The 19215-nt window shown below is 69.3% G+C and carries 17 protein-coding genes and 2 pseudogenes; 7 read left to right on the top strand and 12 right to left on the bottom strand.

The window, feature by feature from the left end:
• Positions 1–93 precede the first annotated feature (93 nt).
• Entirely contained in the window at positions 94–2094 is a 2001-nt protein-coding gene (locus tag ACW5E8_RS04895; RefSeq protein ID WP_456964355.1) for a M13 family metallopeptidase, read from the top strand.
• A gap of 54 nt (positions 2095–2148) precedes the next feature.
• Here ACW5E8_RS04895 and ACW5E8_RS04890 read toward each other — a convergent pair whose 3' ends face one another.
• Complete coding sequence (locus tag ACW5E8_RS04890; protein WP_456964354.1) at positions 2149–2805, bottom strand: rhomboid family intramembrane serine protease; 657 nt, start codon at positions 2803–2805, stop codon at positions 2149–2151.
• A gap of 64 nt (positions 2806–2869) precedes the next feature.
• A complete protein-coding gene (locus ACW5E8_RS04885) occupies positions 2870–3202 on the bottom strand; it encodes an MGMT family protein (RefSeq protein ID WP_456964353.1) in 333 nt (110 codons plus the stop codon).
• Positions 3203–3243: 41 nt separating this feature from the next.
• Between ACW5E8_RS04885 and ACW5E8_RS04880 the strand changes: the two genes are divergently transcribed.
• Positions 3244–3654: a hypothetical protein gene (locus ACW5E8_RS04880; RefSeq protein WP_456964352.1), complete on the top strand. Its 411-nt coding sequence runs from the start codon at positions 3244–3246 to the stop codon at positions 3652–3654.
• A gap of 5 nt (positions 3655–3659) precedes the next feature.
• Here the strand turns inward: ACW5E8_RS04880 and ACW5E8_RS04875 are convergent, their stop codons facing one another.
• Together ACW5E8_RS04875 and ACW5E8_RS04870 are read right to left on the bottom strand one after the other, a co-directional pair.
• Positions 3660–4787 carry an anion permease gene (locus tag ACW5E8_RS04875; protein WP_456964351.1) on the bottom strand — a complete coding sequence of 376 codons (1128 nt, stop codon included), beginning with the start codon at positions 4785–4787 and terminating at the stop codon, positions 3660–3662.
• 10 nt (positions 4788–4797) lie between these two features.
• Positions 4798–5424 (bottom strand): DUF47 domain-containing protein, encoded by a 627-nt coding sequence (locus ACW5E8_RS04870; protein WP_456964350.1) that lies wholly within the window; start codon positions 5422–5424, stop codon positions 4798–4800.
• A gap of 271 nt (positions 5425–5695) precedes the next feature.
• On the opposite strand from ACW5E8_RS04870, the gene ACW5E8_RS04865 reads away from it, so the two are divergent.
• The 4 genes from ACW5E8_RS04865 (at position 5696) to ACW5E8_RS04850 (ending at position 9477) form a co-directional block, all read left to right on the top strand.
• Positions 5696–7006, top strand: a complete 1311-nt coding sequence (locus tag ACW5E8_RS04865) for a hemolysin family protein (RefSeq protein WP_456964349.1) — start codon at positions 5696–5698, stop codon at positions 7004–7006.
• Positions 6999–7631 carry an exopolysaccharide biosynthesis protein gene (locus ACW5E8_RS04860; RefSeq protein ID WP_456964348.1) on the top strand — a complete coding sequence of 211 codons (633 nt, stop codon included), beginning with the start codon at positions 6999–7001 and terminating at the stop codon, positions 7629–7631. Before ACW5E8_RS04865 ends, ACW5E8_RS04860 begins: the two co-directional genes overlap by 8 nt.
• A 105-nt stretch (positions 7632–7736) precedes the next feature.
• Positions 7737–8954, top strand: coding sequence for a hypothetical protein (locus ACW5E8_RS04855; RefSeq protein ID WP_456964347.1), 1218 nt, complete (start codon positions 7737–7739; stop codon positions 8952–8954).
• Position 8955: 1 nt separating this feature from the next.
• Entirely contained in the window at positions 8956–9477 is a 522-nt protein-coding gene (locus tag ACW5E8_RS04850; protein WP_456964346.1) for a hypothetical protein, read from the top strand.
• A gap of 12 nt (positions 9478–9489) precedes the next feature.
• Here ACW5E8_RS04850 and ACW5E8_RS04845 read toward each other — a convergent pair.
• The 4 genes and pseudogenes from ACW5E8_RS04845 to ACW5E8_RS04830 all read right to left on the bottom strand — a co-directional run.
• Positions 9490–10230 (bottom strand): annotated as a pseudogene (locus tag ACW5E8_RS04845) (putative bifunctional diguanylate cyclase/phosphodiesterase); the annotation flags it as partial.
• 75 nt (positions 10231–10305) lie between these two features.
• Positions 10306–11019, bottom strand: a pseudogene (locus ACW5E8_RS04840) (diguanylate cyclase domain-containing protein); the annotation flags it as partial.
• Positions 11020–11615: 596 nt separating this feature from the next.
• The gene (locus ACW5E8_RS04835) at positions 11616–12533 is read right to left on the bottom strand and encodes a phosphate/phosphite/phosphonate ABC transporter substrate-binding protein (protein WP_456964345.1); all 918 of its coding nucleotides are present in this window, start codon (positions 12531–12533) and stop codon (positions 11616–11618) included.
• 71 nt (positions 12534–12604) lie between these two features.
• Positions 12605–13381: an RNA methyltransferase gene (locus ACW5E8_RS04830; protein ID WP_456964344.1), complete on the bottom strand. Its 777-nt coding sequence runs from the start codon at positions 13379–13381 to the stop codon at positions 12605–12607.
• Between the two features lie 84 nt (positions 13382–13465).
• On the opposite strand from ACW5E8_RS04830, the gene ACW5E8_RS04825 reads away from it, so the two are divergent.
• Positions 13466–14290: an inositol monophosphatase family protein gene (locus tag ACW5E8_RS04825; RefSeq protein ID WP_456964343.1), complete on the top strand. Its 825-nt coding sequence runs from the start codon at positions 13466–13468 to the stop codon at positions 14288–14290.
• Between the two features lie 209 nt (positions 14291–14499).
• On the opposite strand, the gene secF is transcribed toward ACW5E8_RS04825, so the two are convergent.
• From secF to tgt, 4 genes are all read right to left on the bottom strand, one after another.
• The gene (gene secF / locus ACW5E8_RS04820) at positions 14500–15465 is read right to left on the bottom strand and encodes a protein translocase subunit SecF (RefSeq protein WP_456964342.1); all 966 of its coding nucleotides are present in this window, start codon (positions 15463–15465) and stop codon (positions 14500–14502) included.
• 16 nt (positions 15466–15481) lie between these two features.
• Positions 15482–17347 carry a protein translocase subunit SecD gene (gene secD / locus ACW5E8_RS04815; protein WP_456964341.1) on the bottom strand — a complete coding sequence of 622 codons (1866 nt, stop codon included), beginning with the start codon at positions 17345–17347 and terminating at the stop codon, positions 15482–15484.
• Positions 17348–17453: 106 nt separating this feature from the next.
• Positions 17454–17792, bottom strand: coding sequence for a preprotein translocase subunit YajC (yajC, locus tag ACW5E8_RS04810; protein WP_456964340.1), 339 nt, complete (start codon positions 17790–17792; stop codon positions 17454–17456).
• 180 nt (positions 17793–17972) lie between these two features.
• Positions 17973–19097, bottom strand: a complete 1125-nt coding sequence (gene tgt / locus ACW5E8_RS04805; RefSeq protein ID WP_456964339.1) for a tRNA guanosine(34) transglycosylase Tgt — start codon at positions 19095–19097, stop codon at positions 17973–17975.
• Positions 19098–19215 lie beyond the last annotated feature (118 nt).

The following is a 19215-nucleotide window of genomic DNA, read 5'->3' as shown; positions in this document are numbered from 1 at the left end:
CCGCCGTCCCGGTTCGCTGCCCCGTTCATCGTCGCGACCGTTCCCTGCGGTCGCCCTTGATAGACTCCGCCGGACTTTTCGCTGGACCCGACAATGCCCAGGACCACCCCGCTCGCCCTTGCGTTGACCCTTGCCCTCGTCGTTGCCGCTCCCGACGCCGGCGCCCAGCGCCGCGCCGCCGCGAAGGCACCGCCCGGCCCCACCGCCTGCGGCGATTTCCACGCCTTCGCGAACAAGGACTGGCTGGCGGCGACTCCGGTGCCAGCCGCCGGGTCGACCTCCGCCCTGGGCGATCTGCAGGCACGCGTGCTCGAACAACAGCGCGAACTGTTGTCCACGGCGATGAATGCGCCGCAGGGCAACGTGCAGACCCTGCTCGGCGACTTCTGGGCCAGCGGCCTGGACGAGGCCGCCGTCGAAGCCGACGGCGCCAATCCGATCGCGCCCCTGCTCGACCGGATCAACGGCATCAAGCGTGCGAAGGACATCCCGCCGGCCGTGGCCGCCCTGCACCAGGTCGGCATCCCGGTGCTGTTCAACTTCAGCGCCGACCTCGACCTCGCCGACCTCGACCGCCATATCGGTTACTTCGCCCAGGGCGGCACCGGCCTGCCCGACCCCGCCTACTACACCCGCGAGGACGAGGAAGCCCGGGCCCTGCTCGGCCTGTACAACGGCTACGTGCAGAAGATCCTGGCGCTGACCGGCACCGCCGAGGCTGATCTCGCGGCCGAGTCACAGCTGGTCATCGACCTGGAGACCCGCATCGCGCGCGCTTCGCGTCCCGTGGCGTCGCTGCGCGACCCGCGCCAGAACTATGCGCTGGTGCCCACCGAAGGCCTGGGCAAGACCTGGAAGCGCCTGCAGCTGCCGGAGTTCCTGGCGGCCCAGGGCGTCAGCGACGACAGCGTGTCGATCTCGAACCCCGAGCTGTTCGCGGCCCTCGACGGCATGGTCGGCAGCCTGAAGCCCGCGCAGTGGAAGACCTACCTGCGCTTCCACGTCGGCGATGCCATGGCGCCGTATCTCTCGAAGAGCTTCCGCGACGCCGCCTTCGACTTCCGCGGCCGCGTGTTGCGGGGCGAGGTCGAGCAGCCCTCGCGCGAGCGCCTGGTCCTGCATGCCATCAACCATGCCGCGGGGCAGATGGTGGCGCGCGAATACGTCGCCCGCTACCTGCCGGCGGCCAGCCGCAGCCGCGCCGAAGCCGTGGCCGGCGAGGTGCGCGACGCCCTGCGCCGCGCGGTCGAGCGTGCCCCCTGGCTGGACGACGCCACCCGTGCCGAAGCCGTCGCCAAGCTCGCGGCGCTGAAGATCGAGGTCGGTGCACCAGTGCGCAACGTCGATTACACGGTGCAGCCGATGGGTCGCGGCAGCTTCGGCGGCAACATGCTCATCGCGTCCACCTGGCACCACCGCGAGGAAATGAAGCGCATCGGCCGCGGCAATGCCCAGCGACGCTGGCCCGTGCAGCCGCAGGAACCGGCGCTCGCCTACGACCCCGCCCACAACCGCCTGCTGGTCTCGGCCGCGGTGTTGCAGGCGCCGGTACTCGACATGTCACAAGACAGCGCCGCGCACTACGGCGCGTTCGGCGCCTTGGTGGCGCACGAACTCAGCCATGCAATCGACGGCAAGGGCCGCCACGTCGATGCCCGGGGCGAGATCCGCGACTGGTGGACGCCGGGCACCGACGCCGCCTGGACCGACCGCCTCAACGCACTGACCGTGCAGTTCGGCAATTACGACTATCCCGGCATCACCGGGCGCAAGGTCAACGGCAGCCTGACGCGTGAAGAGAACGCGGCCGACCTCGCCGCGGTCGAGATCGCCTGGGACGCCCTTGGCCAGGCCCTGCCCGGGGCCGAAAAGGCCGCGAAGGAGTCGTTCTTCAAGGCCTGGGCCGGGCTGTGGCGCGAGCAGGTGGCACCGGCGGTTGCCGAGCAGCGTGCCGGCACCGCGCTGCAGGCACCGGGGCAGTGGCGTATCAACGGCCCGCTGTCCAACCTGCCGGCCTTCAGCGAAACCTGGGGCTGCAAGGCGGCCGATGCCATGGTCCGCAAGGACGAAGAGCGCATCGGCATCTGGCGCTGACCCGCCACGGGCCATCCCCGGCGACAAGGCCGCGCCCGACCGGGCGCGGTCGACTCAGAAGCGCCGCGCGCGCGGGCCGCCGCGGCGGAACGGCGGCTGGCCACGCCAGTAGCGGATGAGCAGCCAGCCGAACAGCATGCCGCCCAGATGCGCGAAATGGGCCACGCCCGCCTGCGTGCCGGTCAGGCCCATGATCAGCGTGATCGCGCCGAACACGATGGCCAGCGTGCGCGCCTTCATCGGGATCGGCGGGATCAGCAGCATCACCCGCTGGTGCGGGAACAGCATGCCGTAGGCCAGCAGCAGGCCGAACACGCCGCCCGAGGCGCCCAGCGTCGCGTACGGAAGGCTTCCCTGCGCCACCGCCCAGCTCGCGATCGCCAGCTGGCACAGGCCGGCTCCCACCACGCACACCAGGAAGTAGGTCAGGAAGCGCTTCTGGCCCCAGGTGTATTCCAGCTGCGAACCGAACATCACCAGTGCCAGCATGTTGAACAGCAGGTGCGCCAGGTCGCCATGCAGGAAGCCGTAGGTGAGCAGCTGCCAGGGCCCGAACTGCTGCGCGCCGGCCATCACCGTGAACGCGTCCACGCCGATCGGCCACAGCATCAGCGGGTCCAGCGTGGTCCCGCCCAGCAGCCACTGCAGCAGGAACACGGCGACGTTGGCGATCAACAGGGCCTTGGTGGCGGGCGGCAGATTCGTCAGCATTCCGGGTCCTTGCGCGGTCAGCGCCAATGATAGCGTTTACATCGCCATCGGCTGCACGCCGCCGTCACCCAGGTCCCCAGACCTCGGCATCGAGCGAGCGCACGACCGCGACCATGCGGACGCGGCCGTCGACCACCTCAACGCCGTCGGCGCGCAGCCGCCGTGCCTGTTCTTCGCAGGCTGCAGAGCCGGCCGGGAACGCGATCCGCCCGTCGCTGCGGAGCACGCGGTGCCAGGGCAGCCCCGGGTCGTCGCTGCCGGCCAGCAGCCGCGCCACCCAGCGCGCGCGTCCCGGCAGCCCCGCCCGGCGCGCGACTTCCCCATAGCCCGCAACTTCGCCGCGCGGAATCGCGCGCACGGCGTCGAGGATGCGGGCTGCCGGGTCGGTATGCGCCATTGCGCTAGGATAGCCACCCCGTCCACTCCAGCGGGTATGCCATGCAGAACTTCGAACAGGTCCGCCGCCACGTCGCGACCAACGGCTTCAAGACGATCGTCAACGAAGCCTTCGTGATCGGCGTCGAGCTCAGCCTCGACGGCGGGCGTCGCCACCAGTCGATCTTCCTCTCCGAACTCCAGGACGACGACCACCGCTGCTACCTCCGCGTGAGCACCGCGGTGGCGCCGATCACAGGCATCGATGCGCGCCGCGCGCTGGCCTACAACTGGGACAGCCGCGTGGGCTACCTCGCCATCGGCGAACTCGACCAGGTGCCGTATCTGCAGCTGTGCGAGAACCGCCCCTACGACAGCCTGGACCCGGCCGAACTCGGCCGCCTGGTGCTGGAGATCGGCGGCATGGGCGATCGCCTGGAACGCATGCTCAACGCCGAGGGCGACCTGCTGTAGGAGCTTCAGAGCAGGCCGAGCCAGCCCAGCAGCCGGTACAGGGCGTAGGCGATCCCGCCCGACATCGGGATCGTCAGGATCCAGGCGCCGATCATCTTTTCGACCACCGTCCACTTGATGGCGTTGAGCCGCTTGGCCGTGCCCACGCCCATGATCGCCGACGAGATGTTGTGCGTGGTGGACACCGGGATGCCCAGCGACGACGCCGCGAGGATCACCGTAGCCGCGCTGGTCTCCGCGGCAAAGCCGTGGATCGGATGCAGCTTCACCAGCTTGTGGCCCAGGGTCTTGATGATCCGCCAGCCGCCCGCGGCGGTGCCCGCCGCCATCACCAGCGCGCAGGTGATCTTGATCCACAGGTCGATGTCACCGTCGGCCAGCGCGCCTTCCGAAGGATGCAGGAAGGCCAGCCAGCCGGGCAGCGCGTCCAGCGTGCCCACCGACTGCGCGCTCACCAGTGCCAGGGCGATGATGCCCATCGTCTTCTGCGCATCGTTCATGCCGTGGGCGAAGCCCATGCCGGCGGCGCTGACGATCTGCGCCTTCCCGAAGAAGCCGTTGACCCAGCGCGGCCGCGCGATGCGCGCCAGCCAGCCGCCGGCGCGCGCCATCATCGAGATCACGAAGAACAGCACGCCCATCATCAGGAAGCCGGCGACGAAGCCCAGCACGGGCGACGACACCATCGGCACGATCACCTTCCACAGCACGCCGGCGCTGTTGTAGACCGGCTCGGCCGGCTCGGACCAGATGATCGAATCCCAGTTGTTGGAGGTCGCGGCGAGTGCGGCGCCGATCAACCCGCCGATCAGCGCGTGCGAAGACGACGACGGCAGCCCGAACCACCAGGTGATCAGGTTCCAGGTGATGCCGCCCATCAGTGCGCACAGCAGCAGCTGCGAACCGACCTCGACCACGCCGGCATCGATCAGGCCGGACGCGATCGTCTTCGCCACCGCCGTGCCGGCCAGCGCGCCGATCAGGTTCATGCTTGCCGCGAGGCCCACCGCCTGCATCGGCGTCAGCACCTTGGTCGCGACCACGGTGGCGATGGAGTTCGCCGTGTCGTGGAACCCGTTGATGTACTCGAAGGTCAGCGCGACCAGGATGACCGCCAGCACCAGGGTGAGCATGGACCTGGCCTCAGCTGTTCTTGAGCACGATTTCGTAGGCCACCACGCCCGCCTCGCGGCAGCGGTCGATGGCCTTCTCGAGGATCTCGAAGAATTCCTTGAGCAGGAACATCTCGCGGGCGTCGAGCCGGCCCGAATAGATGTCGCGGTAGAGTTCGAGCATCAGCCGGTCGGCTTCGTTTTCCACCGCGCGCAGCTCGTCGTTGAGCGCCTTCATGGGCTCGAGCTTCAGCTGGCGCAGCTGCTTGACCATCTTCAGCACCACGCCGGCGGCCTGCTCCAGCATCGCCGCACGCGGCGCGAAGTCGATGTGCTCCAGGTGCGCCGTTGCCAGCGAATAGCGGTCGGCGAACTTCTCGATCTGCTTGGGGATCTTGTACAGCGCCGAACCCAGGGCCTCGATGTCCTCGCGCTCGATCGGGGTGATGAAGCTGTCGACCAGGGCCTGGCTGATCTTGTTGGAGGCTTCGCGCTCGCGCAGGCGCGCGAGCTTGAAGGCGTCCAGCGCCGGCTGGCGATCGGCTTCGCGCAGCATCTGGTGGAGTGCGACGGCGGCATCCAGGGCGGCCTGGGCGGAATCTTCCAACAGGGTGTAGAACTGCTTGCCCTGACCGAACATGGTTTGCAACGAGAACATCGGGAGGCCCCGCCGTCGTGGAGTGGACGGCCCAAGATGGGGAATTATGACGGCTTAATGACCGTTGTCGCCATCCGCGGACCTCCGGCCCGGCCCCGGTAGGGGGACATCGCGATCGTCCAGGACGGAAAGACGACCTGATATGATCGCTTGCCGCGCCCGACGCGCTGCCATATCCCATGGACGACGACTCTAGACCGCCCCCCCGCCAGCGCGGGGACCAGCCCGAATCCGATCCCCTGCTCCCGGCCATGGCGGGGAGGTCCCGGCCATGATCGAACTGATCCTGATCATTGCCGCGCTGATCGCGTGCAACGCCTTCTTCGCGCTCTCCGAGATGTCGGTGGTGACCTCGCGCAAGCCCCGCCTGAAGCAGATGGCGGTGGACCAGCGCAGCGCCGCCAAGGCACTCGAGCTGGCGGAGCATCCCGAGCGCTTCCTCTCCACCGTGCAGGTGGGCATCACGCTGATCGGCATCCTCGCCGGCATGTTCGGCGGCGACGCCCTGGGCGCCATCATCGAAGCCTGGCTGGCTGCGCAGCTGCCGGTGCTCGGCGGCCATGCCGGTGCCGTCGGCAAGACGCTGGCGGTCGGGCTGATCACGTACTTCACCATCGTCTTCGGCGAACTGCTCCCCAAGCGCCTGGCGCTGCTCGCGCCCGAGCGGCTGGCGAGCGTGGTGGCGCTGCCGATGCACTGGCTGTCGAGGATCGCCACGCCGGCGGTGTGGGTGCTCAGCGCCTCGGTGCGCGGCATGCTGCGCCTGCTGCGGCTCAACGACACCCAGGCCGCGCACGTCACCGAAGAAGAGATCCGCCTGCTGGTCAGCGAGAGCCACGAGCAGGGCGTGATCGACGCCGACGAACGCAACATGATGAACCGGGTGCTCGCGCTGGGCGACCGCGACGCGGAGAGCCTGATGACGCCGCGCACACGCATCGCATGGCTGGATGCGGCGGAGAGCTTCGAGGAAAACCTGGCGACCATGCGCGAAACCCCGTTCTCGCGCTACCCGGTGTACCGCGGCAACGATGACGAGGTCGTCGGCATCCTCGAGGTCAAGTCGCTGATCGAACGCTTCCAGGCGGGCGAGTTCGACCTGTTCGAGCACCTGCGCGAACCGCTGTTCGTATCCGAGTCGACGCCCGCTTTGAAGCTTCTGGAGATCGTGCGCGAGGAGCAGCAGTCGCTGGCCCTGGTGGTCGACGAGTACGGCGGCGTCACTGGCCTGATCAGCGTCAACGACGTGCTCGAGGCGGTCATCGGCCGCACCTCAAGCGGCGAAGGCGCCGACGCCCACCCGCTGGTGGTCATGCGCGACGACGGCTCGCTGCTGGTCGACGGCGTGCTCGATGCCGACTCGCTGCGCGAGCTGCTCGACGGCAAGCCCCTGCCCGACGGCGACGATCGCGACTACAACACGGCCGCAGGCATGACCATCGCCCACTTCGGCCGCATCCCGAGCGTTGGCGAACACTTCGAATGGGCCGGCTGGCGCATCGAAGTGGTCGACCTCGACGGTCCGCGCATCGACAAGCTGCTGCTGCAGCGGGTGGGCGGCAACCCGCCGGGCGATGGCTGAAGACACCCACGGCCCGCCCGCGCAGGCCAGCGTGCGGGCCGTGCTCGCCGCGCTGGCCGCGGGACCCGCCGATGACGTCGTCACCCTGCGCTCGGTGATGGAGGGGCTGGGCGGCAGCCTGTTCGGCATGCTGCTGTTCATCGCCACCCTGCCCGCCTTCCTGCCGATCCCCGGCGTGGCGGGCGCGCTCAGCGGCCCGCTGGTAAGCGTGATCGGCCTGCAACTCCTGGTGTGCATGCGCCGCCCGTGGCTGCCGCGCATGGTCGCCGACCGAGGACCCCGTCGCGGCACCCTTGCGCGCTTCGAGCACCGGATTGCGCCGTGGCTGAAGCGCCTGGAACGGGTGGTGCGGCCGCGCCTGCCGCGGATGATCTACCACCCCGCCGCGACCATGGTCACCGGCCTGCTCCTGGTGCTGCTCGGCATCCTGCTTGCGCTGCCGATCCCGTTCACCAACTACGTGTTCGGCCTGCTGCTGCTCGCCTACGCACTGGCCCTGGTGGAGCGCGACGGTGCGCTGATGCTGGTGGCCTGGGGTGCAGGCCTGGCCGCGATCACGGTCTTCGGGATCACCGGCGGCACCCTGGCCGCACTGGCCGCGGAATGGATGGACCGCCTGTTCTGAGCCTCGTCCGGGCTTTACAGGCACAGCCGCCACGGTGACACTCGCGACGGGGCGGCCCGGCGCAGGATGCCGGACCGCGGGGACGCTTCACCGGGGGACACATCCATGAATCTTCGCCTGATCATCGGGATCGGCCTGCTGTGCATTTCCATGCCGGCCCTGGCCGCGAAACAGCCGTTGCCCCTGCCGCTTGCCGGCGAACTCGGGGTCGAACTGGTGCAGGAGCAGCAGGAGCTGGCGGTCGACGTGCCCGACAGTTCCGGCGCGGCCATGCAGTTCGGGCTCCTCGGCGCCCTGATCGGCTCCGCGATCGAGAGCACTCAGGTCAAGAACGCGGAGCGCCGCGTGGCCGAGCTGCGCAACCTCCTGGTCGACTATCCCTTCCAGGCGCGGATGGAAGCGGCGCTGCGCGAACGGCTGCCGTCCGAAGGGATTTCGCCGTCGCCGGTGTTCGAACTGCGCGCGACGCCGTGGCTGGCGGCGGATGCGACGGGCACGCTTTCCGAGCCCGTGGAGCGCCTGGTGCTGATGCCGCGCTACGCGATGCGCAACGATTTCGAACTGATGTCGGTCGCCCTGACGGCAAGCTTCGCTGTCCGCGAGCCCAGGGCCAACGGCAAGATCAAGGTCCGGACACCGTTCTTCCGGCGCTATGCCTTCCATTTCCCGCTCGACGACATCGGCCTGGACGCCGACGGCGATGCCGGCCGCTGGCTTGAAATGGGCGCCCCGAGACTGGAGGCCATGCTCGACCGCGGCATCGACCACGTGGTCGACATGCTCGTCTACGATCTGTCCGCCGAAGGCCGCGCCGAGGCGGAAGCCAAGGTCAAGCGTGAATCCGCCCGCGCGCGCGGCCTCGAGTTCAACGGCCGCGGCCTGCGCGAAGGCGACGGCTGGGCCTGGGTGCGCAGCGGCAACGGCATTGCACAGAGCCTCTCGGGCTTCGAGCCGATCGGCAACGTGCCATCGGCGACGGAGGCCACCTTGATCGCGGCGCGCTCGCAACCGGCCGAGGCCGTGGACACCGAGGTGCAGGCGGACGTGTCAGCGGTGGGCGCGGTGGCCGAGGATGGGCCTGGCGCCGGGCTCGCGGTAGGCGATGCCGGGTCGGCGGATCCGATCGAGAGCCCGCCCGGTAGCCCTGACGCCTCCAGGATCGTCGACGCCACGGTCGACACCGTGGTGCAGGGCGAAACCGGTGACGACACCGTGCCTGCCGTTGCCGCCACGCACGACGGCCAATCCGCACACGACGACGCCGGCCCCGGCGACAGCGTGCCCACGACCGGGAACGATACGACTGAAGCCAGCGGGAACTGACGTGCGCGCCCTGCGTCGAGCCACGCTGCTGGCCCTACTGCCCCTGGCAGCCTGCGTCGGCCCCACCCGCGACATCCCCGTGGATGCCAGCCGCCTCGTGCCGGCCGCGCGCCACGACCCCGGCTGCTCGTACCGCCTGGCATCGCTGGTCGACGCCCGCCAGGCCGGTGCAGAAGCCGGTGGCCTGCACGGGCAGCGCTTCGCGCTCGAGGATCCGCTGCCGCTGGTTCGCGCATCGCTTGCGCGCGCAGGCATTTCCGCAGGCGATGCGGCCCGGGCCCGCGCCGTGGACGTCGAGCTGCTGCGCCTCTACATCGCGCGCAACCTGGGCAGCAAGGTTCCCGTGGTCGTCTACCGCACGCGTATGGCCGGCGAGTCCATCATCGTGCGCTCCCAGCTTCCGTCGATGAACTGGAACGGCACGGAGGACGAAGCCTATGCCGCGCTCGCGCGTGCCCTCGAGGACGCCAACGCCCGGCTCGCGCAGGCGCTGGGCGAACGCTGCGGTACGCCAGACGCCTGAGGCCAGCTTCCGTCAGCCCAGCAGGCCGCGGAAGTCGTGCACGTTCATGGGATAGCCGAGCCAGTAGCCCTGGGCCAGGTCGCAGCCGCGCTCGCGCAGCACGTCGTACTGCCCTTCCTTCTCCACGCCCTCGGCAACCACGGTGATGCCCAGCGAGTGCGCCATGGCGATGATCGCCGTGGTCAGCGCCAGGTCGTCGGGGTCTCGCAGCACGTCGGCGACGAAGCTGCGATCGATCTTGACCCCGTCCACCGGCACCCGGCGCAGGTGGCTCAGGCCAGAGAAGCCGGTGCCGAAGTCGTCCAGCCAGACCTTGACCCCGGCGTCGCGCAGGCGCGCGAGCAGGCTGCTCACGCGCAGCTCGTCGCCGATCACCGCGGTTTCGGTCAGTTCGATGTGCAGGCCGTCGGCGGGGAGGCCGGTCTGGGCAAGGGTGTGGTCCACCAGCGCGGCCAGGTCGCCGTTGCGCAGCTGCCGCGGCGAGACGTTCACCGAGACGAACAGGCTGCTACCCGGGAAGTCGCGTCGCCACGCCACCGCGTCCGTGCAGGCCGCGCGCAGCACCTGCGGCCCGATGGTTTCGATCAGGCCGCTCTGCTCGGCGACGTCGATGAACACTGACGGCGCGATCATGCCGTGCTCGGGATGGTGCCAGCGCAGCAGCGCTTCGGCGCCGACCAGGCTGCGGTCCTCAAGGCGGTAGACCGGCTGGTAGGCCAGGCTGAGCTCGCCGCGCTCCCAGGCGCCGCGCAGGTCCTGCTCCATGCTCACCCTGCGCTCCACGGCCTGGTCCATCGCCCGGCTGTAGAAACGGTGGCAGTTCTTGCCCGCGACCTTGGCCTGGTACATCGCGATGTCGCCGTTCTTCATCAGCATGGTGGCGCCGGCGGCATCGTCGGGGAACAGGGTGACGCCGATCGAGGTGCCCAGGAACACCTGCCGCCCGCCGACCACGATCGGCCTGCTGAGCTCGGCTACCAGCGTCTGGGCAAGGTGGCTGGCCTGCTCGCGCATGTCGGCCGAGTCGCTGCCGACGGCTTCGACCAGGATCACGAACTCGTCGCCGCCGAAGCGCGCCAGCACCGAGCCCTCGCCCCCCAGGCGGTCGACGGTTTCGCGGATGCGGTTGGCGAACTGCACCAGCACCTCGTCGCCGGCGTCGTGGCCGAGGGTGTCGTTGACGCGCTTGAAATCGTCGATGTCGGCGAACAGCAGCGCAAGCTGCCGGCTGGCGCCATGCAGCTCCATCAGCCTGCGGTCGAGTGATTCGCGGAACGCGAGCCGGTTGGCGAGACCGGTCAGTGCGTCGGTATAGGCCATCCGCCGCATCTCGCGGTCGTGGCGGGCGATGCTCTCGCGCATGCGGCTGAAGGCGCGCATGAGGTCGCCGACTTCGTCTGCGCGCTTGCTCGCCGGGAGCCCGGCCACGAAATTGCCCGACTCGATCTCGCGCGCGGCGTCGGCCAGCTGGCGCACGGGCCGCACCAGGCTGCGCTGCACCAGAACGCCCAGGCCCACCGCCAGCAGCACCAGCCCGGCCATCAGGGTCGCGATCCAGCCAGCGTGGCGCTGGCCGATGACCGCCAGGCGCTGGCCCATGCTGTTGGCGGCGCGCTGCTCGTCCGCCATGACCGAAGCCAGCGAATAGCCGACCCGCAGCCCGCCCAGGCGCGCGTCGCCGATGTACAGCGGCACGGCCACGTCGAGCACCTCGTCGCTGGCCTGGATATGCGGCGCGCGCGCGGTCACGACCTCGAACGCCATCGCGTCGTCCATCACCTGGCCGTAGCTGCGGATGTCGCGCGATCCGTCGTGGATCACGGCGCCGTCGTTGTCGTAGACCACCGCGTAGGCGACATCGGGCTGCTTGAGCATCGCCCGCAGCAGCACGCCGATCTGTTCAAGGTCGAAGTAATAGAGCGGATTGACCAGGCTGGTGGCGAGCTCGACGCCCGCGGCCTCGGAACGCTCGGCGAGGCGGTCGAAGGCCAGCGCATGCATGGACTCCTGCCCCAGCGCCAGCACCTCGTTGCGCATCACCTCCTGCCGGTGCAGCACCACCACCACCACCGCCAGCACCGCCAGCACCGCCGCCACCAGCGCGGCCAGGAAGCGGACATAGAGGCCGTTGCCGGGCTTCATTCGAGCACCGAGGCGACACGCGCCACGCCCGAGCTGAGCGCGTCCAGCGACCTGCGCGTGTCGCCGTCGATCGGCAGGAAGCGCGTCGTGCCGAAGAAGCGCTGCAGCGCCTCGCTGGCGGCGGGATCGTTGGCGGCCCCGGCCAGCACTTCGCGCAGGCGCTCCACGACCGCCGGCGAGAGGTCGCCGCGCACCATCTCCAGCCCCCGCGGGTACTCATCGGTGGCATGGAAGGCGACCAGGTCGCGGCGGTAGCTCTCGGGCATGCGCAGCATGCTTTCCCAGTCGAGGTTGCTGAAGGCGCCGGCGTCGACCAGGCCCTTGTGCACCCACGTGGAAATGTTGAATTCCGAGCGCGCGAACAGGTATCCCACCGAACCCGCGACCGGGCGGTCGAAGGGCGACAGCAGGATCTCCATCGGCAGGTCGAGCGCGATCAGCTCCATCGCCGGCACGAAATACGCACTGGTGGAACTCGGGTTCTGGAACGCGATGCTGCGCCCGCGCAGGTCGGAAAGGCTGTTGATGCCGCTGTCGCGACGGGCGATGAAAACAGTGTGGTAGGCCTCCACGCCGCTGCGCTCGGTCAGCAGCAGCGGACGCGCGTGCGCGCGGGCTTCCAGCGCCATCGCGCCGGCCGAGGTTTCGGTGACCCAGTCGACGCGACCCCGACGCAGGTAGCTCTCCATCTGTTTGGCGTCGCGCGCCATCAGCACGCGGCCCTCGCGGATGCCCACGTCGCGCATCCGAGGGACGACATAGTCCAGCAGCGGCTTGAGCTGGTCGTAGTGCGCTGCCGGGTCGTCGCTGATCCTGCCGAGCACCAGCACGCCAGGTTCACTGGCGGCGACCTGGCCACAGAGGAGCAACGACGCGGCCATCGCGGCCAGCAGCTGGCGGAGGCGGCGGAACATCGGGCTTCGGTCTGGACTCTGGGCGCGGATGACGGCACAGGGTAGCCGAAAACCCCGAGGTGGGCACACGGTCACGCTCCGTCCGTGCCCGGGTTCGCGGCCAGGCGCGCCATGCGCTGGGCGTCGGCGAGCACGCCGCGCAGCAGGCGGACCTCGCGTTCGTCCAGGGCGCTGCGCAGGAAGATCCGGCGCAGTTTGCGCAGCGCCGAATCGGGCGCCCTGCCCTTGTGGAAATCGATGGCGTCCAGGGTGTCGGCAAGCTGGGCGAAGAAGCCCTCGAGGTGGGCGTGGCTGGCCGGCGGTTCGCGATGGCCGTCGCCCCCGCCGGTGGGCAGGCTGGCGCGCTCAAGCAACGCGATCCGCAGCTCATAGGCCAGCACCTGCACGGCGGACGCGAGGTTGAGCGAGCTGTAATCGGGATTGGCCGGGATGTGGATCGCCGCGTGGCACAGCTGCAGCTCGTCGTTGTCCAGCCCGGTGCGCTCGCGGCCGAATACCAGCGCCACCGGCGCCTTCGGACCGGCGGCATCCAGCAGGCGCGCGGCCCCGGCGCGTGGCGCCAGCTCCTCGAGCGCGATGCGCCGGCTGCGCGCCGTGCAGCCCAGCACCAGGGCGCAGTCGGCCACCGCTTCGGCCAGGCTGCCGACGATGGTCGCGGCCTCCATGACATCGTCGGCCCCCGCCGCCATCGCCACCGCGTCGGCGTGCGGGAACCGCTCGGGGGCCACCAGCACCAGGCGCTCAAGGCCCATGGTCTTGATGGCACGGGCGGCCGAGCCGATGTTGCCGGGATGCTGGGTGCCGACGAGGACGATGCGGACTTCGCCCGCTGGGTGCGCAGTGTTCATGGAAGCGAATGGTAAACTGCGCGACGGCCTCGAGCCGACTGCTCTTTCCCCCTGCTGCCTTTCCCCACGTCGGAGCCCCCTGCGATGCAACAACCTGCCGTCAACATCATGGTCAAGGCGGCCCGCGCCGGAGGCAACATCCTGCTTCGGCACATGCACAAGCTCGACGCGCTCAACGTGGTCGAGAAGGACCGCATGGACTACGCCAGCGAAGTCGACCGCCTGGCCGAGGTCACGGTGGTCAAGGAGCTCCGCCGCGCCTATCCGGAATACGCCGTGCTTGGCGAGGAAGGCGGCGAGCAGAAGGGCAGCAAGGGCGCCAGCCGCTACACCTGGGTCATCGATCCGCTGGATGGCACCAGCAACTATCTCCGCGGCTTCCCGCACTGGTGCGTCTCGATCGCGCTGTGCGAGGGTCCCGAGCCGCTGCATGGCGTGATCTTCGATCCGCTGCGCAACGAGCTGTTCACCGCCAGCCGCGGCGGTGGCGCCCAGCTCAACGAGAAGCGCATCCGCGTGGCCGAGCGCAAGGACCTCGCCGGGACCACCATTTCCACCGGCTTCCACCCGCGCGAGCGCGCGCGCATGGCCGCGCAGTTCGACTGCATGCGCCAAGTGCTGTCGGTGGCCGAGGACGTGCGCCGCAGCGGCTCCGCTGCGCTGGACCTGGCCTATGTCGCCGCGGGCCGCAGCGACGGCTACTTCGAGGCCGGCGTGCAGGCCTGGGACATCGCCGCCGGCATGCTGATGGTGCGCGAAGCCGGTGGCAAGGTCACCGACTACCGCGGCGCGCCGATGGGCCCGGTGCACGTGGCGATGAACAGCCGCCAGGTCGTGGCCGGCAACATCCGCGTCGCCGAGGCGCTGCAGAAGACCATCGTCGCGTCCGGCTACGCCGCGGCGTTCTGAAGCCCGGGGCCATCCCGGCACCACGAAAAACCCCGCATCGCTGCGGGGTTTTTTGTCGGAGCGGCTACGGCCGCGACTGCGCTGGCACCTGTGGGAGCGGCTATAGCCGCGATTTCGCTTGCCGGGCTGCGGCATCATCGCGACCACGATCGCGGCTATAGCCGCGCCCACAGCATTCCGGCCACAGTATCGCGGCCACAGCGCGGCGCTCAGGGTCGGCGCGCGAGCTCCGCGTCGTCGCGGGCCTTCGGCAGCAGGTCCTGCTTGGTGACCTTCAGGAAGGCCATGGTCAGGAGCGGACAGGCGACGAAGATCGACGACAGCGTTCCGATCACGATGCCCATCATCATCGCCAGCGACATGCCTTCCAGCGAACCGCCGCCGTACATGAACAGCGCCAGCACGGTCAGGAACGCCACCACGGAGGTGATGATCGTGCGCGACAGGGTCTGGTTGATCGAGGCGTTCAGCACTTCCATCGGCGGCGCACGCATGGCGCGGAAGTTCTCGCGCACGCGGTCGAAGACCACGATGGTGTCGTTGATCGAGAAGCCCATCACCGACAGCAGGCCGGCGAGCACGGTGAGATCGAACTCCTTGCCGCTGATCGCGAACCAGCCGGCCACGATCAGCACGTCGTTGAGCGTGGTCACGATGGCCGCGACCGCGAACTTCCACTCGAAGCGGAAGCCGATGTAGATCAGGAAGCCCACGACCACGAACAGGATCGCGTACAGGCCGTTCCAGGCGAGGTCGCGCCCGACCTGCGGGCCGACGAACGCATTGCCCATGATCGTGGCCTGGTTGCCCTCGAGCGAAGCCGCCTCGCGCACTTCTTCCGCGGTGCGCGTGGTGGCATCGGCGCTGGTCTCGCCGTCGCGCGGCTGCAGGCGCACCAGCAGGTCGCTACCGCTGCCGAAGGTCTGCACCTGGGCGCTGCCGTAGCCGGCATCCTCCAGGCGCTCGCGCACGCCGTCGACGTCGGCGGGGGACTCGAAGCGCAGCTCGACCACGGTGCCGCCGGTGAAGTCGAGCGCGTAGTTGAAGCCCTTGCCGGCGATCGCTGCGATCGAGGCGATCGTCAGGAGCACGAACGCCGCCACCCACACCCAGCGCAGGCGCATGAAGTCGATGTTCGGGGTGGCCGGGATGAGGCGCAGGGGAAAAATGTTCATGTGTCGTGTGCCCGCGTCAGATGGCCAGGGTCTTGAGCTTGCGCTTGCCGCCGTAGACCAGGGTGGCGATGCCGCGCGAGACGGTCACCGCGGTGAATACCGAGGTCAGGATGCCGATCACCATCGTCACCGCGAAGCCCTTGAGGGGGCCGGTGCCGAAGGCGAACAGCGCCACGCCCGCCAGCAGCGCGGTCATGTTGGAGTCGAAGATCGTGCCCGAGGCCTTGTCGTAGCCGTTGGCGATCGCCCCCCGTGCCGGCATGCCGGCCCGGAGCTCCTCGCGTATGCGTTCGTTGATCAGCACGTTGGCGTCCACCGACATGCCGATCGACAGTGCAAGTCCCGCGAAGCCCGGCAGCGACATCGTCGCGTTGAACAGGCTCATGATCGCCACCACCATCAACAGGTTGAGCAGCAGCGCGACGCAGGTGAACAGGCCGAACATCCGGTAATAGACGCCGAAGAAGATCAGCGTGAACACGAATGCGTACAGGACCGCCGTGGTACCGCGCGCGACGTTTTCCGCGCCGAGGCTGGGGCCGACGATGCGCTCCTCGATGAAGTCCATCGGCGCAGCCAGCGAACCCGAACGCAGCAGGCGCGCGAGGCCGTCGGCCTCGGCCTTCTCGAGCCCGGTGGTCTGGAACTGCTTGCCGAACACGCCGTTGATGTTGGCGACCGAGATCACCTCTTCGCTGACGCGGAAGCTGCGCACTTCCTCGCCGGCCGCGTTCGTGCTGACCTGCGGCACGCGCTCGATGTAGACCACGGCCATCGGCTTGCCGACGCTCACCGAGGTGAAATCGAACATGCGCTGGCCGCCGACGTTGTTGAGCGTCACGCTCACCGCCGGCATGCCGTTCTCGTCGAGCGCCGACTGCGCCGTGACCATCTGTTCGCCGGACGCGATCACGCGCTTGGACAGCAGCACCGGGATCGGCCTCCCGTCGATGCCGGTGCGGCGCTCGTAATAGACCCGTGCTTCCGGCGGCACGTTGCCCGAGGCGACGGCATCGTAGGGATCGCCGTCGATCACCGCGCGGTATTCCAGGGTCGCCGTGGCGCCGATCATGCGCTTGGCTTCGGCGGTGTCCTGCACGCCGGGCAGCTGCACGACCACGCGGTCGTTGCCCTGGCGGGTGATCACCGGCTCGCCCACGCCGACTTCGTCGACGCGGTTGCGCAGCGTGGTGATGTTCTGGTCGATGGCGTCGGCCGAGATCTGGTTGAGCTCGGTCTCGGGCACGCGGATGGTGATGCGGTTGCGTACGGCCTGGCGCAGCAGGGTCGGCTGCGCGACGGCCAGCAGCGACATGGCGCGGTCGGCGTCTTCGGCGTCGACGAGCTGGGCCACGGTCGTACCGCCGGCGGTGCGCTCGACCGAGTCGTAGCGGATGCGGTTGTCGCGCAGCACGGCGCGGACTTCGTCGGCGTAGGCATCAAGGCGCTTGTCCAGCGCCGCCTGCTGGTCGACCTGGAGCACGAAGTGCACGCCGCCCTGCAGGTCCAGCCCAAGCAGCATCGGCTTGGCGCCGAACCACGTCAGCCAGTCCGGCACGGTGGAGGCGAGATTGAGCGCCACCACGTATTCGTCGCCCAGTTCCGGGCGCAGGGCGTCCGCGGCGCGGGTCTGGTCTTCGAGGCTGTGCAGCCGGACCATGCGCTCGCCCTCGCCGTCGGTGTCGACCGACTTCGGGGTCACTCCAGCCGCCGCCAGCGCGGCCTCGATGCGGGCATCGAGCTCGACGCCGGTGGCGGCGCCGCGGTTGGAGGTGATCTGTACCGACGGATCCTGGGGATAGATGTTGGGCAGCGCGTACAGCGTCGCCAACAACACCACCATGAGGATCAGGATGTACTTCCAGCGGGGAAATTCGAGCATGGTCAGGTCTTGCGCGAGGTCGTCCCGCGGGCGGGAGAGACGGGTTTTGCAGCAGGCGCCGGCGGCCGGCCGGCGCAGGCGCCGGCGGCAATCCCTCCGGCGGGCGTCAGGCGGACTTCAGCGAGCCCTTGGGCAGCACGTTGCCCACGGCGTTCTTCTGCACGCGGATCTCGACGTTGTCGGCGATCTCGACGGTGACGAAGCTGTCGCCAAGCTTGCGCACCACGCCGGCGATGCCGCTGCTGGTGATCACCTCGTCGCCAACGGCGAGCTTCTCGACCATGGCGCGATGTTCCTTCTGGCGCTTCATCTGCGGCCGGATCATCAGGAAGTACATGATCGCGAACAACACGACCATCATGATCGGGAACTGCCAGGGGTTGGGCGCTGCGGGTGCGGCGGCCTGGGCATACGCTGGGGCGATCAGGAAGTCGAGCAGGTTCATCAGGTCGGTCCAAGGCGGAAATCAGCTGGATAGTATGCCACGGCAACTCCACGGTGGCCGGGGCCGGACCCCGGACCCCGGATCCCGGCCCGGGACTCCCCCGGGTCCTGTGGGAACAACCATGCGGCGGTGGCGTGGTCGCAGCTATAGCTGCTCCTACAAAGGCAATGGCGTCGGGGCTCAGGGCGTGCGTGCTGCGATGAAAGACCGCCGGAAGGCATCAAAGGTTCCCGCGGCGATCGCGGCGCGCATGTCGGCCATGAGCTTCTGGTAGTACCAGAGGTTGTGCAGGGTGCCGAGGATCGGCCCGAGCATCTCGTTGCAGCGATCCAGGTGGCGCAGGTAGGCGCGGGTGTAGCCGCCGCTGCAGGCCGCGCAGCCGCAGCCCTCCTCGATCGGCCGCAGGTCGCGCTCGTACTTCGCGTTGCGGATGCGGACCGTGCCGGTGGAGGTGAAGTAATGGCCGTTGCGGGCGTTCCGGGTCGGCATCACGCAATCGAACATGTCGACGCCGCGGGCGACGCCGTCGACCAGGTCCTCCGGCCGGCCCACGCCCATCAGGTAGCGCGGGCGGTCGTCGGGAAGCTGCGGGCAGGTGTGCTCGAGCATCGCATTGCGCTCGGCCTCGGTTTCGCCCACCGCCAGGCCGCCGATGGCGTAGCCGTCGAAGCCGATGGCCTTCAACCCGTCCGCCGACAGGCTGCGCAGGTCCTGGTGCACCCCCCCCTGCACGATGCCGAACAGCGCCGCATCATTGCCTTCGTGGGCGCGCTTCGAACGCTCGGCCCAGCGCAGCGAGAGCTGCATCGAGCGCTCGACCACGCGCTTGTCCACGGGCCTGCCGTCCACCTGCACCGGCGGGCACTCGTCGAAGATCATCACGATGTCCGAGCCCAGCACCTTCTGGATGTGCATCGATTCCTCGGGCCCGAGGAACACCTTCGAGCCGTCGATCGGCGCGGAGAAGGTCACGCCCTGCTCGGTGATCTTCCGCCGGTGCGCCAGCGAGAACACCTGGAAGCCGCCCGAGTCGGTCAGGATCGGCCCGTCCCAGCGGGTGAAGCCGTGCAGCCCGCCGTGGGCTTCGATCACTTCGAGTCCCGGCCGCAGGTAGAGGTGGAAGGTGTTGCCGAGGATGATCTCGGCGCCGAGGTCGCGCACCTGGCCGGGCAGCATGCCCTTGACCGTGCCGTAGGTGCCCACGGGCATGAAGGCCGGCGTTTCCACCGTGCCGCGGGGGAACGTCAGCCGCCCGCGGCGGGCGGCGCCGTCGCTGGCGAGCAATTCGAACTTCATGCGGGACATCGTGATCCTGGCATCGAACGGGGCCGCCCATTGTCGCGGAACCGCGCTCCGCCCGCGCGCCTGCGGACCGGACGGGGTCGCGACGGGAAAAGCTTTTGCCACGGATTTGCGCGGATAA

It is taken from the genome of Luteimonas sp. A649, from assembly GCF_054072735.1.
The sequence above is the reverse complement of the archived record's forward strand: the minus strand, read 5'-3'. Positions and strand labels throughout refer to the sequence as shown.

Bases quoted from the DNA above. Each gene is read 5' to 3' on its own strand.
- ACW5E8_RS04895 (WP_456964355.1), top strand. From the start codon at position 94: ATGCCCAGGACCACCCCGCTCGCCCTTGCGTTGACCCTTGCCCTCGTC.
- ACW5E8_RS04890 (WP_456964354.1), bottom strand. From the start codon at position 2,805: ATGCTGACGAATCTGCCGCCCGCCACCAAGGCCCTGTTGATCGCCAAC.
- ACW5E8_RS04885 (WP_456964353.1), bottom strand. From the start codon at position 3,202: ATGGCGCATACCGACCCGGCAGCCCGCATCCTCGACGCCGTGCGCGCG.
- ACW5E8_RS04880 (WP_456964352.1), top strand. From the start codon at position 3,244: ATGCAGAACTTCGAACAGGTCCGCCGCCACGTCGCGACCAACGGCTTC.
- ACW5E8_RS04875 (WP_456964351.1), bottom strand. From the start codon at position 4,787: ATGCTCACCCTGGTGCTGGCGGTCATCCTGGTCGCGCTGACCTTCGAG.
- ACW5E8_RS04870 (WP_456964350.1), bottom strand. From the start codon at position 5,424: ATGTTCTCGTTGCAAACCATGTTCGGTCAGGGCAAGCAGTTCTACACC.
- ACW5E8_RS04865 (WP_456964349.1), top strand. From the start codon at position 5,696: ATGATCGAACTGATCCTGATCATTGCCGCGCTGATCGCGTGCAACGCC.
- ACW5E8_RS04860 (WP_456964348.1), top strand. From the start codon at position 6,999: ATGGCTGAAGACACCCACGGCCCGCCCGCGCAGGCCAGCGTGCGGGCC.
- ACW5E8_RS04855 (WP_456964347.1), top strand. From the start codon at position 7,737: ATGAATCTTCGCCTGATCATCGGGATCGGCCTGCTGTGCATTTCCATG.
- ACW5E8_RS04835 (WP_456964345.1), bottom strand. From the start codon at position 12,533: ATGTTCCGCCGCCTCCGCCAGCTGCTGGCCGCGATGGCCGCGTCGTTG.
- ACW5E8_RS04830 (WP_456964344.1), bottom strand. From the start codon at position 13,381: ATGAACACTGCGCACCCAGCGGGCGAAGTCCGCATCGTCCTCGTCGGC.
- ACW5E8_RS04825 (WP_456964343.1), top strand. From the start codon at position 13,466: ATGCAACAACCTGCCGTCAACATCATGGTCAAGGCGGCCCGCGCCGGA.
- secF (WP_456964342.1), bottom strand. From the start codon at position 15,465: ATGAACATTTTTCCCCTGCGCCTCATCCCGGCCACCCCGAACATCGAC.
- secD (WP_456964341.1), bottom strand. From the start codon at position 17,347: ATGCTCGAATTTCCCCGCTGGAAGTACATCCTGATCCTCATGGTGGTG.
- yajC (WP_456964340.1), bottom strand. From the start codon at position 17,792: ATGAACCTGCTCGACTTCCTGATCGCCCCAGCGTATGCCCAGGCCGCC.
- tgt (WP_456964339.1), bottom strand. From the start codon at position 19,097: ATGTCCCGCATGAAGTTCGAATTGCTCGCCAGCGACGGCGCCGCCCGC.